The 16506-nt window shown below is 52.6% G+C and carries 16 protein-coding genes and 1 tRNA gene; 3 read left to right on the top strand and 14 right to left on the bottom strand.

What is annotated here, in order from left to right:
• Nucleotides 1-4: 4 nt before the first annotated feature.
• The 7 genes from ruvA to AACZ64_RS01795 form a co-directional block, all read right to left on the bottom strand.
• Complete coding sequence (gene ruvA, locus AACZ64_RS01825; protein WP_293613686.1) at nucleotides 5-607, bottom strand: Holliday junction branch migration protein RuvA; 603 nt, start codon at nucleotides 605-607, stop codon at nucleotides 5-7.
• 33 nt (nucleotides 608-640) lie between these two features.
• Nucleotides 641-1159, bottom strand: coding sequence for a crossover junction endodeoxyribonuclease RuvC (gene ruvC, locus AACZ64_RS01820; RefSeq protein ID WP_293613685.1), 519 nt, complete (start codon nucleotides 1157-1159; stop codon nucleotides 641-643).
• A gap of 139 nt (nucleotides 1160-1298) precedes the next feature.
• Nucleotides 1299-1610 (bottom strand): hypothetical protein, encoded by a 312-nt coding sequence (locus tag AACZ64_RS01815; RefSeq protein WP_293613684.1) that lies wholly within the window; start codon nucleotides 1608-1610, stop codon nucleotides 1299-1301.
• A 77-nt stretch (nucleotides 1611-1687) separates the two neighbouring features.
• Nucleotides 1688-2434, bottom strand: a complete 747-nt coding sequence (locus AACZ64_RS01810) for a YebC/PmpR family DNA-binding transcriptional regulator (RefSeq protein ID WP_293613683.1) — start codon at nucleotides 2432-2434, stop codon at nucleotides 1688-1690.
• 90 nt (nucleotides 2435-2524) lie between these two features.
• Complete coding sequence (gene aspS, locus AACZ64_RS01805; RefSeq protein ID WP_293613682.1) at nucleotides 2525-4300, bottom strand: aspartate--tRNA ligase; 1776 nt, start codon at nucleotides 4298-4300, stop codon at nucleotides 2525-2527.
• Nucleotides 4301-4356: 56 nt separating this feature from the next.
• Entirely contained in the window at nucleotides 4357-4635 is a 279-nt protein-coding gene (locus AACZ64_RS01800; RefSeq protein WP_272981525.1) for a zinc ribbon domain-containing protein, read from the bottom strand.
• A 143-nt stretch (nucleotides 4636-4778) separates the two neighbouring features.
• On the bottom strand, nucleotides 4779-5207 hold the full coding sequence (locus AACZ64_RS01795; RefSeq protein WP_293613681.1) for an HIT domain-containing protein: 429 nt from the start codon (nucleotides 5205-5207) through the stop codon (nucleotides 4779-4781).
• Nucleotides 5208-5292: 85 nt separating this feature from the next.
• Between AACZ64_RS01795 and AACZ64_RS01790 the strand changes: the two genes are divergently transcribed.
• Nucleotides 5293-7014, top strand: coding sequence for a proline--tRNA ligase (locus AACZ64_RS01790; protein ID WP_293613680.1), 1722 nt, complete (start codon nucleotides 5293-5295; stop codon nucleotides 7012-7014).
• Entirely contained in the window at nucleotides 7011-7592 is a 582-nt protein-coding gene (locus tag AACZ64_RS01785; protein WP_293613679.1) for a transglycosylase SLT domain-containing protein, read from the top strand. Before AACZ64_RS01790 ends, AACZ64_RS01785 begins: the two co-directional genes overlap by 4 nt.
• 127 nt (nucleotides 7593-7719) lie before the next feature.
• Here the strand turns inward: AACZ64_RS01785 and AACZ64_RS01780 are convergent, their stop codons facing one another.
• The 5 genes from AACZ64_RS01780 to queA all read right to left on the bottom strand — a co-directional run bounded on the left by AACZ64_RS01780 (nucleotide 7720) and on the right by queA (nucleotide 13166).
• Complete coding sequence (locus AACZ64_RS01780; RefSeq protein WP_293613678.1) at nucleotides 7720-7932, bottom strand: cold-shock protein; 213 nt, start codon at nucleotides 7930-7932, stop codon at nucleotides 7720-7722.
• Between the two features lie 147 nt (nucleotides 7933-8079).
• Nucleotides 8080-9003, bottom strand: a complete 924-nt coding sequence (gene secF, locus AACZ64_RS01775; protein ID WP_293613677.1) for a protein translocase subunit SecF — start codon at nucleotides 9001-9003, stop codon at nucleotides 8080-8082.
• A gap of 9 nt (nucleotides 9004-9012) precedes the next feature.
• Nucleotides 9013-10866, bottom strand: a complete 1854-nt coding sequence (secD, locus tag AACZ64_RS01770) for a protein translocase subunit SecD (RefSeq protein WP_293613676.1) — start codon at nucleotides 10864-10866, stop codon at nucleotides 9013-9015.
• 123 nt (nucleotides 10867-10989) lie between these two features.
• Entirely contained in the window at nucleotides 10990-12117 is a 1128-nt protein-coding gene (gene tgt, locus AACZ64_RS01765; protein ID WP_293613675.1) for a tRNA guanosine(34) transglycosylase Tgt, read from the bottom strand.
• Nucleotides 12114-13166, bottom strand: coding sequence for a tRNA preQ1(34) S-adenosylmethionine ribosyltransferase-isomerase QueA (gene queA, locus AACZ64_RS01760; RefSeq protein ID WP_293613823.1), 1053 nt, complete (start codon nucleotides 13164-13166; stop codon nucleotides 12114-12116). The genes tgt and queA overlap by 4 nt, the downstream gene beginning before the upstream one ends.
• Nucleotides 13167-13385: 219 nt before the next feature.
• On the opposite strand from queA, the gene AACZ64_RS01755 reads away from it, so the two are divergent.
• Nucleotides 13386-13472 (top strand) — tRNA-Leu (locus AACZ64_RS01755).
• 220 nt (nucleotides 13473-13692) lie between these two features.
• Here the strand turns inward: AACZ64_RS01755 and AACZ64_RS01750 are convergent.
• The gene (locus AACZ64_RS01750) at nucleotides 13693-14799 is read right to left on the bottom strand and encodes a UvrD-helicase domain-containing protein (protein ID WP_293613674.1); all 1107 of its coding nucleotides are present in this window, start codon (nucleotides 14797-14799) and stop codon (nucleotides 13693-13695) included.
• A complete protein-coding gene (locus AACZ64_RS01745) occupies nucleotides 14796-16436 on the bottom strand; it encodes an AAA family ATPase (RefSeq protein WP_293613673.1) in 1641 nt (546 codons plus the stop codon). Before AACZ64_RS01745 ends, AACZ64_RS01750 begins: the two co-directional genes overlap by 4 nt.
• Between the last annotated feature and the right edge of the window lie 70 nt (nucleotides 16437-16506).

Below are 16506 nucleotides of genomic sequence, written 5' to 3'. Positions count from 1 at the left end.
CGGGCTAGCTTTTAACCATGCTTTTCAGGGCAAGGCGAATCAATTCCTGACTGGATTGCCCTTCACTGGCTACAGCCGTTATCATCCGGGCCGCCTCCTGGGGCTTGTAACCCAGTGCAATCAGTGCACTCTCGGCCTCCCTGACCGTATCGGTTTGTCGTGCTGCCTGACCAGTGACGGGGGAGTCCGCCGAATCAGTGGAAAAATGACTGAGACGATCCCGCATTTCCACAATCAGACGCTCGGCTGTTTTTTTACCGACGCCGGGCAATCGCACCAGGGTCGCGGTATCGTTATGCTGTACTGAATGGGAAAAATCAGCCGCCGTCATTCCGGATAAAATGGCCAGCGCCATTTTCGGCCCCACGCCACTGACCCTGATCAGGCTGCGAAATAACTCGCGCTCGACAGTATCGGCAAAACCATAAAGTTGCTGCACATCCTCCCGCACCACAAAGTGCGTATGGAGAGTCACCGTCTGCCCCGGTACCGGTAAATCAAAAAACGTATTGAGTGACACCAATACTTCGTAGCCGACACCCTGCACATCAATTAGCAGTTCCGGTGCCTTGCGCTCCAATAATGTGCCATGAATTCTTCCGATCACCTCGCAATTCCTCTCTTTATAGGACTCGCCATATTATTTATACCGCCCCCTGGCATAACGAACATCGGGGGGCAATCCAGCCGTGGTACGGATTGTTTGCGCGTGGCAGAGCGCCACTGCAAGCGCGTCTGCAGCATCCTCAGAGGGTGCCGAAGGCAACTTCAGCAGTCGTGTGACCATATGCTGCACCTGCTCCTTGCCAGCCGCGCCACTGCCAACCACCGACTGCTTGACTGACCGCGCAGCATACTCAGCCACCGACAACCCCGCGGCAACACCCGCTACAATGGCTGCGCCACGGGCCTGCCCGAGCTTCAGCGCAGCCCTGGGATCACGGGCAAAGAAAACATCCTCAATGGCCATTGTCTCAGGATGGTGCTCTTCGATAATGCAGGAAAGACTCTCAAAGATCACTTTGAGACGCTCCGGAAGCGCGCCATCCGGCAGGCGGATAATGCCACTGGCAACATACTCGGCGTGGGAACCAACGGCGTTGACAAGGCCAAAACCGGTCTTTCTCGAACCCGGGTCTATACCGAGAATCAGTGTCATGGGAATCGCCCGAAATACTGTATATTGTCACAGTATCCTAATCGCTTGAAAAAACAAGAGCCAACGGCTCCATCGTCACTGTACCCACTAAAAAAGGCGGCTGTTGCCAGCCGCCTTTTTTGCATTCACACAACAACTTTTATTTGGTTTCCTCATCTGCCGATTCAGCGGGAGCTGCTTCTGCGGGTGTTTCATCAGCAGGCGCTTCCTCTGCCACAGCCTCTTCTTCTGGAGCTGCTTCTGCCGGGGCTTCCTCAACGGGGGCCTCGTCAACAGCTGGCTCTTCTACGGGCGCGGGTTTGGCAACTGCCTGCTTGACGACACCCGCAGCGATCAGAATGCTGACTTTTTCGTCACCATTAATGATCTTCTTGTCAGCGCCTTCAACGGCATAGCGACCTGAGCGTTTTTGATAAATGGTGTACTCGTCAGTTTTCTGAAGTACTTTCATCCTGTCTCTCCTGTGATTACTCGTTCTGTTAACAATATCGGGATACACCCGGGTTTACTCTCTGGCCCAACCGATCATCAGCCGAGCTCAGCCATCACCGACGCGGGAATATCCGCATTGGTATATACATTCTGCACATCGTCCAGATCTTCCAGATGATCCACCAGCGCCAGCAATTTCTCCGCACCGTCCAGGTCAACTGGAACAGTAATGGATGCCAGCATGGTGACCTCTGCGTTTTCCGGCTCAAGACCGGCATCCAACAGGGCTTCTTTGACTGCGCTGAAGTCTTCCCATGCGCTGAGCACATCCATGGAACCGTCGTCATTGGTCACCACATCTTCTGCGCCCGCTTCCAGGGCCACTTCGATTAACCGGTTTTCATCAACCCCGGCGGAATAACTGATTTGACCGGTACGTTTAAACAGGTAGGCGACCGATCCGTCCGTGCCCAGATTGCCACCGCGCTTTGTGAAGGCGTGGCGCACATCGGAAACCGTACGATTGCGGTTATCCGTCATACAGTCCACCAGCACGGCGATACCACCGACCCCGTAACCCTCGTAGGTCACCTCTTCATAATTATCGCCTTCACCGGCACCCGCACCCCTGGCAATGGCTTTATCAATCGTGTCGCGCTTCATGTTATTACCGAGCGCCTTGTCCACTGCGGCGCGGAGCCGGGGGTTGTCTTCCGGCAGAGGTCCACCGGATTTTGCAGCCACAACCAGCTCACGAATCAGTTTGGTGAATACCTTGCCGCGCTTGGCATCCTGCGCTGCCTTGCGGTGCTTGATATTGGCCCATTTGCTGTGACCTGCCATAACAAAAATCTCCCATCGTTCCGAGCTGTAGTCGTTTCACCAACAGTCGTTTTTTATCGTGTTGCGCCGGTCAGCGCACTGCGGAATAGATCAGTTATCCGCCGGTTTTTTCTCCCGCAAACGAATATTCAGTTCACGCAATTGCCGATTATCAACCCCACCCGGCGCATCAGTCATCACACAGGCCGCTGTCTGGGTTTTCGGGAAAGCGATCACATCCCGAATCGAATGACTACCGGTCATCAACATGATCAGTCGATCCAAACCAAATGCCAACCCGCCATGGGGGGGGCAACCAAACTTCAGGGCATCGATCAGGAAACCGAATTTTTCATCCGCTTCTGTTTCACTGATACCCAACACCTTAAAGACCGCATGCTGCATATCGGGGTTATGGATACGAATCGAACCACCACCGAGCTCCGTGCCGTTCAACACCATATCGTAGGCAATCGACAGGGCTTTTTCCGGGTCGGCCTCGAGCGTTTCCACCGAGCAGGCCGGCCGGGTAAAAGGATGATGCAGGGAGGTCCAACCGCCCTCTCCATCTTCTTCAAACATCGGGAAGTCGACCACCCACAACGGCGCCCACTGACAGGTGTAGAGATTCAGGTCTGCACCAAGTTTACAGCGCAGGGCACCCAATGCTTCGGTGACAACACGGTGGTTATCTGCACCAAAGAAAATCAGGTCGCCATTTTCAGCAGCGGTGCGATCGAGTATGGCAGCACGCACGTCCAACGGCAGAAACTTGACGATGGGGGATTGCAGCCCTTCCTCCAGATCGTCCCTGTTATTGACCTTGATATAGGCCAGTCCCCGGGCACCGTAAATACCAACAAACTTGGTGTAATCATCTATCTGCTTGCGACTGATTTCGTTGCCACCCGGCACTTTCAATGCCGTAACGCGGCCCTTTGGATCATTGGCCGGCCCGGAAAATACCTTGAAATCCACCTCTGTCATCAGATCCTTGATTTCCACCAGTTCGAGGGGAATCCGCAAATCCGGTTTATCGCTGCCATAGCGCATGATGGCCTCGCTATGAGGCATGGAGGGGAAATCCCCAAGATCCACCTCGAGCACTTCCTGGAAAACCGTGCGGATCATCTCCTCATTGATGGCCATGATCTCCGCTTCCGAGGTAAACGACATTTCCACATCAACCTGGGTAAATTCAGGCTGGCGGTCCGCCCGGAGATCTTCGTCACGGAAACATTTTGCGATCTGGTAATAACGGTCCACGCCCGACACCATCAGCAACTGCTTGAACAACTGTGGCGACTGCGGCAGCGCAAAGAACTTGCCTTCGTGGGTGCGGCTCGGCACCAGGTAATCGCGGGCGCCCTCCGGCGTGGCCCGGGTCAGGATCGGGGTTTCAATATCCAGAAATCCCCGCTGATCGAGAAAGTTGCGAATAATATTGGTCACCCTGGAGCGGAACCGCATATTGCTGAGCATTTCCGGCCGGCGCAGGTCCAGATAGCGATACTTGAGCCGTACTTCCTCGCCCACCTTGTTGTGCTGATCCAGAGGAAAAGGCGGCGTTTCAGAGGAATTCAGTATCTGCACAGCCAGACCATAAACTTCAATCTGACCGGTAGTCATTTCCGGGTTGACGGTTTCGGGGGTTCTGGCGCGAACCCGACCAGTCACCTGTAGCACATACTCACTGCGAACCCGGTCGGCAAGAGCAAAATGCTCGCCGCAATCCGGGTCAAACACGACCTGCACGATACCTTCACGATCGCGCAAATCGACAAAGATCACACCCCCGTGGTCGCGTCGACGATCCACCCAACCGCAAAGGGTGACTTCCTCATCAATGTGTTCGGCGCCGAGCACACCACAATAACTTGTCCGCATTATGTCTTCCCGTTGTTAATCGATGGAGGCCGGGCGGGGCTTCCGGTGGTATTGGTTCAGGCAGCGGGGGTGGAACCGGCAGCCTCTTTGGGTTTTGCTTCAGGTTTTGCCTTGCTCTCCGAGGGCTGGTCGCCGGCAATATTCTTTCTTTTCTCTTTTTTGAAGTCCGTTTCATACCAGCCACTGCCACTCAGCCGGAAGCCCGCAGCCGTCAACTGTTTTTTCAATTCCGACTGATGACAAACCGGACAATCCGTCAATGGTTTGTCACTGATTTTTTGAAGTGCTTCCAGCACATGACCGCAGGCCTGACATTGATAACTGTAAATCGGCATACTAAATACCCTGATTCTAGAGCGGGCAGAACGCCCCTGATAAAAGCGGCGCATTATACCCCAGTAACCAGGGGGCTAGAAGATTGGATAATGCCTGAATCCGGACTACCGCCAACACAATGCGCAAAAATCTGCCGGAAAAGCTATTTGTGCAAGGCTGTGAAGTCATCCCCGACGAGCACATTGACAAGTGGATCGACCCGCGCAGCAAGCAACTTCCCGGTATACTCCTGTGCCGGCAACCGTCCCCAAATGGGGTCAGGCCAGGCGCCGTCCATTTTATAGCGGGCGATATGATGCACATGCAGTTGGGCCACCCGGTTGCCCAGGGTCGCTATATTGACCTTGTCCGGGGAGAACACATCCACCAATGTCTCCGCCAACAGAGAGGATTCGCGTATCAGCTGATATTGATCCTGCTCTGACAAATGATAAATTTCTGTCACATCGGCAATCCGAGGCACCAGAATAAACCAGGGATAATTGGCATCGCGGTGAAGCAACAACCGGCACAACGGAAAGTCACCCATAATTATCGTGTCAGCCTTCAACGCAGAATCGAGCTCAAACATTTAACAACCTCTTGTCCTGTACCCAAAGCGGGCTCCACCGTAAAATAGCGGTTTTTACACTCACCTCCAAGACAAAGAATCAACTATGCGTGCCAGCCAGTTTTTGATCGCCACCCAAAAAGAAACCCCGGCCGATGCCGAAGTCATCAGCCACCAATTGATGATTCGCGCCGGCATGATCCGCAAGCTGGCCGCCGGGCTCTACAACTGGTTACCTCTGGGATTGCGGGTGCTGCGCAAAGTGGAGGCCATTGTCCGAGAAGAAATGAACCAGGCCGGTGCCATGGAAGTCCTGATGCCGGTCACCCAACCGGCGGAACTCTGGCAGGAGTCCGGTCGCTGGGAACAGTACGGGCCGGAACTGCTGAGAATGAAGGATCGTCACGACCGCGCCTTCTGCCTGGGCCCAACCCACGAGGAAGTCATTACCGACCTGGCCCGCAACCAGCTGCGCAGTTACAAACAACTGCCCGCCAACTTCTATCAGATTCAGACCAAGTTCCGGGATGAAATCCGCCCCCGCTTTGGCATCATGCGCGCACGGGAATTCCTGATGAAAGACGCCTACTCCTTTCATGCGGATCAGGCCAGCCTGCAACAGACCTATGACACCATGCATGCGGCCTATACAGCGATCTTTAGTCGCCTCGGCCTCGACTTCAGACCTGTCCTGGCGGATACCGGCAGCATTGGCGGCAACCACTCCCATGAATTCCATGTGCTGGCAGCCTCGGGAGAGGACGACATTGCCTTCTCCAACGCCAGCGACTATGCCGCCAATGTGGAAATGGCCGAAGCCGTGGCACCGACCGGCAGCCGGCCAACTGCATCGGCAGACAAGCAGGAAGTGGCTACACCGGGCCAGCACAGTATTGAACAGGTCAGCCGGTTTCTCGGGGTAAAACCTGAACAGATCGCAAAAACCCTGATCGTACTGGGGGACCCCAATCAAAGCACCACCGCACTGGTGGCACTGGTACTGCGGGGCGACCACGAACTCAATGCTATCAAGGCCGAGAAACTGCAGGGCGTGGCATCACCACTGACCTTTGCCAGCGAAGCACAGGTAAAAGCCATACTGGGATGTTCTGTGGGATCTATCGGTCCGGTAGGGCTCAACATTCCGACCATTGTGGATCGTTGCGCGGCCCATCTGGCCGACTTTGTCTGCGGTGCAAACCGCGATGATTACCATCTCACCGGTGTCAACTGGGAGAGAGATTGTCCGCCGCTACAGGTCGAGGACATTCGCAATGTGGTCCCCGGTGACACCAGCCCCGATGGCCAGGGCACACTGGAGATCAAACGCGGTATTGAAGTGGGGCATATTTTTCAATTGGGCACCAAATACAGTGAAGCCATGAATGCCCGGGTACTCAACGAAGAAGGCCGAGAGCAGGTCATGTTGATGGGTTGCTACGGGATCGGCGTGAGCCGCGTTGTGGCCGCTGCCATAGAGCAGAATCACGATGAAAAAGGCATCATCTGGCCCGATGCTCTGGCCCCTTTCCAGGTCGCGGTGGTACCGATCAATCTGCACAAGTCCGAACAGGTTCGCGATGCCTGCGAAACGCTCTATGCTGATCTGCAACAGGCAGGTTTTGACGTGCTGTTAATGGATGAAGAAAAAGCCCGGTTGGGGGTCATGCTGGCAGATATTGAGTTAATGGGTATCCCTCACCGCATCGTCGTGGGTGACCGCGGGCTTGAACAGGGTCAGATGGAATATTACAACCGTCGCAGCGGGGAAAGCTGCCAAATCGCGGTAACGGAACTACCCGAATTTCTGGCACAGGCCCTCGGATGAACGCCTCGGTCGGCCAGAGAGTCGCGCGGTGGCTGGCACTGACGACCACCGCTCTCTGGCTGAGTGCTGCCCTCGCAGGCGATCCACAGGAAGTGGATCAGGCTCTGCTGGCCCTGCTGAAAAAGACCGTGGAACAGGCCGATAGCTTTGAGGATCGTTTCGATGCCGAGGTATGGCTGATGGCAAAATCCACCCAGCTTGCCCGGTATATTCCTGACAGCGAGGAGCGACTCGACTTGCTGCGCAAAATCCATCAGGCCGCCACGCGGGCAGAACTATCGCCGGAAGTGGTTCTCGCTGTCATTCAGGTGGAAAGTCATTTTGACTCCTACGCAGTCTCCAGTGCCGGGGCTCAGGGTATGATGCAGGTCATGCCCTTCTGGAAACACGAAATCGGTCGGGCGGATGATAACTTGATCAACATCGATACCAATCTGCGCTATGGCTGCACCATTCTCAAGTATTATCTGGACAAGGAAAATGGCAATCTCGCACTGGCGCTCGCTCGCTATAATGGCAGCTATGGCAAAACCTGGTACCCCGAGAGAGTGATGGTGGCCTGGGATAACTGGCGCTAGAAACAAACAACAAAATGACACCCCGGAGATTTTTTAAACAAAAACCTCTGGATAAGACCTATAAAGAAAACACAAAAAAATGCCAGCGCTAACTGGCATTTTTATTGGTTAAACTCAGGCATCCGCCTCAGGCAACAACAGTCACGTTTTGTGCCTGAGGGCCTTTCTGACCTTCGGTCACCTCAAAAGAAACCTGCTGCCCTTCATAAAGTGTGCGACGGCCTGTACCGTTAATAGCACTGAAATGTACAAAGACATCCTTGCCACCTTCCTGAGCAAGAAAGCCATACCCTTTTTCTTCATTGAACCACTTAACGGTACCGGTAACTAAATCTGACATAACATCCTCGTAAGCACTTAGTGCCAACCTCGGTTGGCGGTGTAAATATACAGGCAGCTAAAGACCCGCAATTCGCACTTTAAAACGGCTTACAAAAACGCGCAAGCAAAAATACCTTGACATACGCCACGAAACCCATCATCAGGTCTAGGGTAGTCCATCAAATTCTTCGCCCTCTTTCACCTCGGGCGGCAGCAAATTCTCCCTGGTCATCCGCAATGCCATCAGCATATTTGCCGCCACATAAATGGAGGAATATGTACCGATTACCACACCCACTATCAGTGCAATTGCAAAATTGTGAATCAGCTCCCCGCCAAAGATAAACAGCGCCAGCAGCACAAAAATTGTGGTCAGCGAGGTGAGCAATGTGCGCTGCAACGACTGGGTGAGCGATTCATTAATAACCTCTTTCGCCTCTGCCGTTCGCAACAGGCGAAAATTTTCCCGTATTCGGTCAAACACGACAATCGTGTCATTCAGGGAGTAGCCGATGACGGCGAGCACAGCTGCAAGGACTGTGAGGTCAAACTCCAGGCCGGTAATCGAGAAAAAGCCGAGAGTAATCACCACATCGTGAACCAACGCAATAACAGCACCAATGGAGAACTTGTATTGAAAGCGGATGGCCACATAGAGCATCACCACAGCCAGGGCAGCCAGCATACCCAGACCACCATCCTCGCGAAGCTCATCACCCACCTGGGGGCCCACATAATCCACCCGGCGCATTTCGATCTCGCTGTCGGTGTTGTTTTGCAGTGCAGCAAATACCTGATCGGACAATCCAGCTGCCGGCTCACCCTGCATACGAATCAGCACATCACTCTCGGAACCGAAGTAGATCACAGTGGGGTTTTCAAAGCCGCTCTCGGTGAGCTGTGCGCGAATCACCGATAAATCGGCCGGTTGTGGGTAGCCCACTTCAATCTGGGTGCCACCGGTAAAATCGAGACCCAGCACGATGCCTTTCACTGACAGGGAAACCAGCGAACCCAGCACCAACAAAATGGAGATGATCGCCGCCAACTTGCGCTGGCCCATGAAATCAATAATCCGTAGCGTTGTCATGGTGAGCTCCTAAATCCAGACTTTGTTAATGGTACGGCCACCATAGACCAGATTGACCAGCGCTCTGGTACCCAGAATTGCGGTGAACATCGAGGTCAAAATACCGATCGACAGGGTGACAGCAAAACCCTGCACCGGCCCGGAACCAACAGCGTATAGAATCACCGCGACAATCAGGGTGGTCAGGTTGGCATCCAGAATCGATACGAAAGCCCGGTCGTAGCCGGCATTGATGGCGGACTGGGGTGGCAGGCCATTGGCCAGCTCCTCCCTGATTCGGGAAAAAATCAGTACGTTGGCATCCACTGCCATCCCCACCGTCAGCACAATACCGGCGATCCCCGGCAGGGTCAGGGTTGCGCCCAGTAGAGACATGGCAGCAACCATGATGACCAGATTGAGGGCGAGCGCCACATTGGCGAAGATACCGAAAACCCGGTAGTAAAACAGCATAAAAATCAGCACTATCGCCATGCCAATGGTGACCGATTTAACCCCCAGGGCGATATTTTCGGCACCCAGCGAGGGACCAATGGTCCTCTCTTCGACAAAATACATGGGTGCCGCCAGGCCACCGGCACGGAGCAGCAGTGCCAGCTCCGAGGACTCGCGGGGATTATCCAGACCGGTAATACGGAAGGTCTTGCCCAGCGCACTGCGAATGGTGGCCAGACTGATAATTTTCTTTTCAACATAGCGCTCAGACGTCGCAACCTGCTCACCGTCTTCGTTGGTGGTATAGATCGTACGGGTCTTGTACTCGATAAACAGCACACCCAGACGGCGATCAATATTCTTGCGGGAAACCCGGTGCATACGGGCACCGCCATCACTGTCCAACGTGATATTCACCTGCGGGAAGCCATTTTCATCGAAGGAGGCCGACGCGTTCGACACGTGATCACCCGTAATCACCACCGTGCGCTCCAGCCAGGCATCAGGAAAACGCGATTTGTCATTCAGAAATTCAAATTTTTCCGCCGTGACCACGTTCTGCTCCTCGGCTTCAAGACGGAACTCAAGGTTGGCGGTCTTGCCGATAATCCGCTTCGCTTCAGCCGTATCCTGAACTCCTGGCAGCTCCACCATCACTCGGTTACGACCCTGACGCTGTACGATGGGCTCGGACACCCCCAGTTCATTCACCCGGTTTCTCAGGGTCACCAGATTCTGGTTCAGTGCGTAATCCTCAACTTCCCTGATCGCGGATTCCGACATCGTGGATCGGATAGTGAACAAAGCGTCTTCCGTGGTGAGCTGTGCGGTCAGGTCGCGGAAGTCGCGACGGAGAATCCGGTTCGCCTCATCCCGTTCTTCTTCGGTGCGGAATTTGCTGATAATCGTCCCGTCCTCCAGCTTCACCGTGTGGTAGCGCAGCCTCTCCTCACGCATGGCACCGCGCATCTCCCGAACCGCAGACTCCATGCGCTTGCCAACCACTTCGTCAACATTGACCTCCAGCAGAAAATGCACGCCACCACTGAGGTCGAGCCCGAGCTTCATCGGCTGTGCCCCCAGCGCAGCAAGCCACTCCGGCGTTGTGGGTGCGAGATTCAGCGCCACCACGTAATCAAAACCGAGAGCCTGCTGAATAACCCTTTTGGCCGGTAACTGCTGATCCCGCTCTTTCAGGCGAATGAGGGCGTTTTCACCAGTGCTCTCTGCACCGAAGTACTCGATACCTTCATCCTTGAGAGCCTGCTCCATCTGATCCAGCAATTGCTGATCAATCACGGTCGCACTACTCTGTCCGGAGACCTGTACAGCCGGATCAGGCACATACAGATTGGGAAGGGCATAAACCACTCCCAACAAAATAACAAAGAGGATCAACAGGTATTTCCATAACGGATAACGGTTCATATCACTAGTCTTTTATTGAGTCCTGATCGAAAGGCTGACCATTATAGGGTGGAAGCAGCGCCCTTGTCAGAAACGGCGGAAAATATCGAGCACCCCTCACATATTGGGGCAAATGAGCAAACCTCAAGCAGGCGGCTCCAGCCCCTGCTGGGCATAGAAACGCACAGTGAATTCGTCGAGATCACCATCGGTGATTGCCCGACGGATATCGGCCATCAACGTCTGATAATAGCGCAGGTTGTGCATTGTGTTCAGTTGAGCGCCGAGTATTTCACCACACTTTTCCAGATGATGCAGATAGGCCCGGCTAAAATTCTGGCAGGTATAGCAGTCACAGTTCGTATCGAGCGGGCGGGTATCGTGCCGGTGCACCGCGTTACGGATCTTCACGACACCGGCACTGGTGAACAAATGCCCATTGCGCGCATTGCGGGTAGGCATCACACAGTCAAACATATCGATACCCCGCCGCACGGCTTCGAGAATATCCTGCGGTTTGCCCACACCCATCAGATAACGGGGCTTGTCCCGGGGCATTTTCGGCGGCAGATGATCCAGAATTCGCAACATATCTTCTTTCGGTTCACCCACCGATAAACCACCGATGGCATAGCCGTCAAAACCGATTAACTCGAGACCGGCCAGGGAGGCGTCGCGCAGGTCTTCATACATGCCGCCCTGTACAATACCAAACAGCGCAGAGGGATTGTCGCCGTGGGCATCCTTACTGCGTTTCGCCCAGCGCTGTGAAAGCTCCATTGAGGCACGGGCCTGCTGTTCGGTTGCCGGGTAAGGGGTGCACTCATCAAAGATCATCACCACATCCGCACCGAGCTGCTGCTGTACCCGAATGGATGTCTCCGGGTCGAGAAACACGGCACTGCCATCAATGGGTGAACGAAAAGCCACGCCCTGCTCGGAAATCTTGCTGATCGCCCCGAGGCTGAACACCTGAAAACCGCCGGAGTCGGTCAGGATTGGTCCCGGCCAGTGCATAAACTCATGTAACCCGCCGTGCTCCATTACCACGTCAGTGCCGGGGCGCAGCATCAGGTGGAAGGTATTGCCGAGCAGGATCTGGGCACCAGTGGCCTCAACATCCCTCGGCAACATGCCCTTGACGGTGCCACAGGTGCCCACCGGCATAAATGCCGGTGTTTCAACCGTGCCGCGAGGGAAAGTCATTCTGCCACGACGAGCCTCGCCATCGAGGCAAGCCACCTCAAAGGACATAAAACAGCTGTTTCTCATTGGGGAGTGTCCTCTGTGGCGGCGGGATTACGAGTCAAAAACATGGCATCGCCATAACTGAAAAACCGATAGCGCTCCGCCACCGCCTGCCGGTAGGCGTTCATCATGCGTGTGTACCCGGAGAAGGCGCTCACCAGCATCAGCAGCGTCGATTCCGGCAAGTGGAAATTGGTCAGCAGGGCATCCACCAGTTTGAACGAATAACCGGGGTAGATAAAAATATCCGTCTCCCCGGTCATCGGTTGTATCTGGCCACCGGCGGCGACACTTTCCAGGCATCGTACGCTGGTGGTTCCGACCGCAATAACCCGACCGCCCCGGGCGCGAGTCTCCCTCACCTGCTGACAGACTTCAGCCGAGACCTCGATCACCTCAGAATGCATTCGGTGATCGTGAATATCGTCAACCCGCACCGGCTGAAAGGTGCCCGCTCCCACATGCAGCGTGACAAAGGCAAAATCCACCCCCTTTGCGCGAAGCTGGTCGAGCAGCGGCTGATCAAAGTGCAGCCCCGCCGTGGGCGCGGCTACTGCACCGGGCTTTTCAGCGTACACCGTCTGATAGCGCTCCCGGTCAGCCGGGTTATCGGCGCGATCAATGTAGGGCGGCAAAGGCATATGGCCGTGGCTTTCAAGGATATCCAGCGCCGTTCTGTCACCGAGAAAAAGCAGCTGGAACAGATCGCCATCGCGACCTTCCACCTCGGCCTCCGCACCTCCCTCAAACTGAAGCCGGGTGCCCGCCTTTGGTGATTTGCTCGCCCGCAGGTGAGCCAGCAATCGCCGGCCACCCAACAGGCGCTCCACCAGCATTTCCACTTTGCCGCCGGATTCCTTCTGGCCAAACAATCGAGCCGGAATCACCCGGGTGTCATTGAACACCAGCAGGTCACCCGGATTCACCAGTGAACAGACCGCCGGAAACTGCAGATGCTGCAGCGCGCCCGTCACACCATCCACCACCAGCAGCCGACTGCCACGGCGCTCAGCGGCCGGTTGACGGGCAATCAGCTCATCGGGCAAATAATAGTCGAAGTGGTCTCGGCGCATACGTTTGGGCAGGCTTGTAAAAGGCCGCAAGGGTAATGGAAATCCACCGCCAGAACCAGTGTACCCATCAATGAAAGGCACACCGCTCTATTGCTTCTCCGGGGACCACTGCTATAATCGCGCCCCTGTGCCAGAGTGGTGAAATTGGTAGACACAGGGGATTCAAAATAAGCAAGCTGTTTTGTATCCTAGGAAAAAATCTGTAAGCTTGCACTCAGTGCCAGAGTGATGAAATTGGTAGACATGAGGGATTCAAAATCCCTTGTCCGCGAGGACGTGCCGGTTCGAGTCCGGCCTCTGGTACCAACTCCCCCCTTCCGTAGATGCAGCGGATTATTTTCACCTCTTACAAGCGAAAACTGCCTTGGGATGCATCTGGGATACAATACTGAGTAATCAATCTCCACCTCTAGAAACTTCAGTCACACCCCGCAACCTCCAAACATCCAACCCGTGCGCTGATTCCGAGCAACTATAGACCCCGAGTCCTCAAATACTGCCCCGAACAATTTAAAGGTGCCTGTGCCTAATATTTCTCCAACCCATCAATTTTGGCTATATCACTAGCCTTTAGCACGATGGCGACACTGTATTTCGCACGGGTTAGAGCAACATAGAATTTGGAACGAGCCACCTGAGTCAAGTTCTCTTCAGGGTTCTTAAGCCATTTCAACATAGGCCCGGATGGGTAAATGACAGTTCTCTCATATGTTAGGCCTTTCGATTTACCAAAATTCAAAACCGGGTAGTCGTCATTGACACTCTTTTTAACATTATCTCTAAGCTGCATGGGGTTGTAATCAGCTAGATACTGATTCAGCTCTTTCTCATCTAGCGCAAAAATTCCATCGTGACCCGTAGGCTCACCCTGTCCAGGTTTAGCTTGCGGAAGATCAGGGTAAAGCCGATTGGAGAACTGACAGATGCTACTATGGCATCGGTGATTAGTAGTGAGAGACACTTCGTCAGTATCAATTTCCAGCTTGCTATCTTCAAAGAAATTAACAATATTGGCTTTAGCGTACTTTTTATTCTTCCTGGCATTAACCGTTGAATAGGTTGCCTGCCTAGGGTCACCTACTACCGTTACATCAGCATTTGATTTAAAAAGAGCATCAAGAATCTCTAAATCATAACCAGCCAAATCCTGAACCTCATCTACATAGATACTATTAAAACACCTTGAAATGCGATCAAAGACTCTACCATCCGAAACCTCATTACAGCGCAATACAAGTTGAGCCAATTTATCAGAATAAACCTTTTTATCTCGACTGAAGTAGAATTTATCGAAATCTTTTTCCCCCCAGTAGATAGGCTGACCTTTTTTGTTTTTAAACCGGAAGCCTGACTTCCCATTTACCAGGATCATCCCTCTGGCATCATATTCGAATAGACGACCTTGAAATGGCTTGACACCATGGTTTAACAGGAAGGAAAACCACGTGATAATGCTAATTTCGTCGGGAACAAAACCGAGCTTATTGACTACTTTATCGCGAATCTCCTGCTCACAGGCGACCGTGAAAGTCGTAATTAGGACGCGAACTCCTTGTTTGGCCTGAGTTATTGCATCATCAACTATAAACGTAGTCTTTCCCGATCCTGCAGAAGCAATAATGAGCTTATTCATTCAAGGGCATCCAGAATATACTGCGGATAGTTGATAGCCCCGGTTGTCTCAAAAATTTTCAAGGCACACTCAGTTTTATTGCCCTTCATATACTTATGAAGCTCATCGACAGTTTTGTAATCCTTGCCGAGTATTAAGTTCATTGCCTCAAGACTGTTTGCCTTCACCAACTTTGGTTCCAAAGTATTGTAGTTAAAAGCCTTTTGGCCGATCACGAGATCACCGCCATCCACGTCATGGTCATAACAAATTTTGATATGATCTTTAGCGTTCTCACCAAGGTAATCAGTGTACTTTTTCTCCAGCGCAGCAACATCGCCGTCATTATCTGTAACCACACATACAGGCTTATCCAGTTTTTCAGCTATTTCTAGAAATCGTAAGAACGATACGCCTACGGAAATCACGTCAACCGAATCTTCTATTGGCAACCGGTTTTCATTCTGAATCCTATACGCCTTCTGCACGACTAGTTCATCTGAATCCCCTTCTACCAATATCGCCTTATTACACAAAATCAGCCGTAAAGTGTCGTACCCCGCTATCTTTTCAAAAAACAGCTTTGTTTCGCTGGATAGCTCATTTAACTTCAAGGTATTTTTATCGCTTAGCAGTATTAGATCATCCAGCCCTAGCTTATTAGCGACAAAACTACTATGTGTAGTTATGATGATTTGCCGCTCAGCCTGATTTGCTTTGATCGTTTTCACCAACTGGTTGAGTTTAGAGTGAGACAAGTGATTTTCAGGCTCTTCCAGCAAGAGAACATTGGCTTCCCTAGCTTTGTTGTGTGACAAGGCCAGGTTAGTTTTAACAACATTCTGTTCACCCTTGCCGACGAAATGGAACGGAATATTATCCAAGTAGGTGGTGAGACCACTCTCCCAAGCGTTACGTGAAGACAGTTCAACCGCTATCTTGACTTCCTTATCGGTAATCTTGCTGGCTTCAGTTATTTTTTTATTAATAGCATCGATAGAGGCATCATCCATGAAATTCTCTTTCATCTTACGATGAGACTGTGAAACGCTAACGATTTCTTCTGGGGTGAGCAATTCCTTAACTATACGACCAATATAGATATCGGAGCCATTCTGGTGCCGCGCAGCCGCTGAATCTATCAAAGCCGATTTTATTGGGATACTTCTAGTAGTGATTGTCTCTCGTGCGAAGCTTTTCCAAACCGCGTGATAGTACTCGATGGGAAGTGTCTTAACATCACCCGTACCGATCAGAGCTTCATACTCGGCTTTGTAATCATCATTAAAAGCGATTCTAAGTGAGATACCGCTGCAGTACTTTCCCTCAGAATTCAAATCGCCTTCCAAAAAAGCGATTTCATTTCCCCCAGTAAGATACAGTTCGATCAGGATTTCAGGCGGGCAAACTGGCTCATCTGTCGCTAAACTCGCAATGTACTCACTAACTGCCGATTCATTAAACAGATACTGAGACAATTCATTTCTTAAGTACCGACCATTAAACAACCCAGTCAGCGCTAGATTAATTGCCTCAATAATAGTGGATTTACCCGCCTCGTTATCCCCAACGATAATGTTCATGCCGGGGTTCAAGCCAATCGAAAACCTCCCCTTGAAGCCCTTAAAGTTGCGTAAGACTAGTTGATCAATTTGCATTTTTTCCATCCTTGGTGGAGGTGTGATTTAGAGATAAAAAGCTAACAATTAGATGACACAATAGCCGAAA

It is taken from the genome of uncultured Porticoccus sp. (genome assembly GCF_963975625.1).
Lineage (GTDB): Bacteria > Pseudomonadota > Gammaproteobacteria > Pseudomonadales > Porticoccaceae > Porticoccus.
The sequence above is the reverse complement of the archived record's forward strand: the minus strand, read 5'-3'. Positions and strand labels throughout refer to the sequence as shown.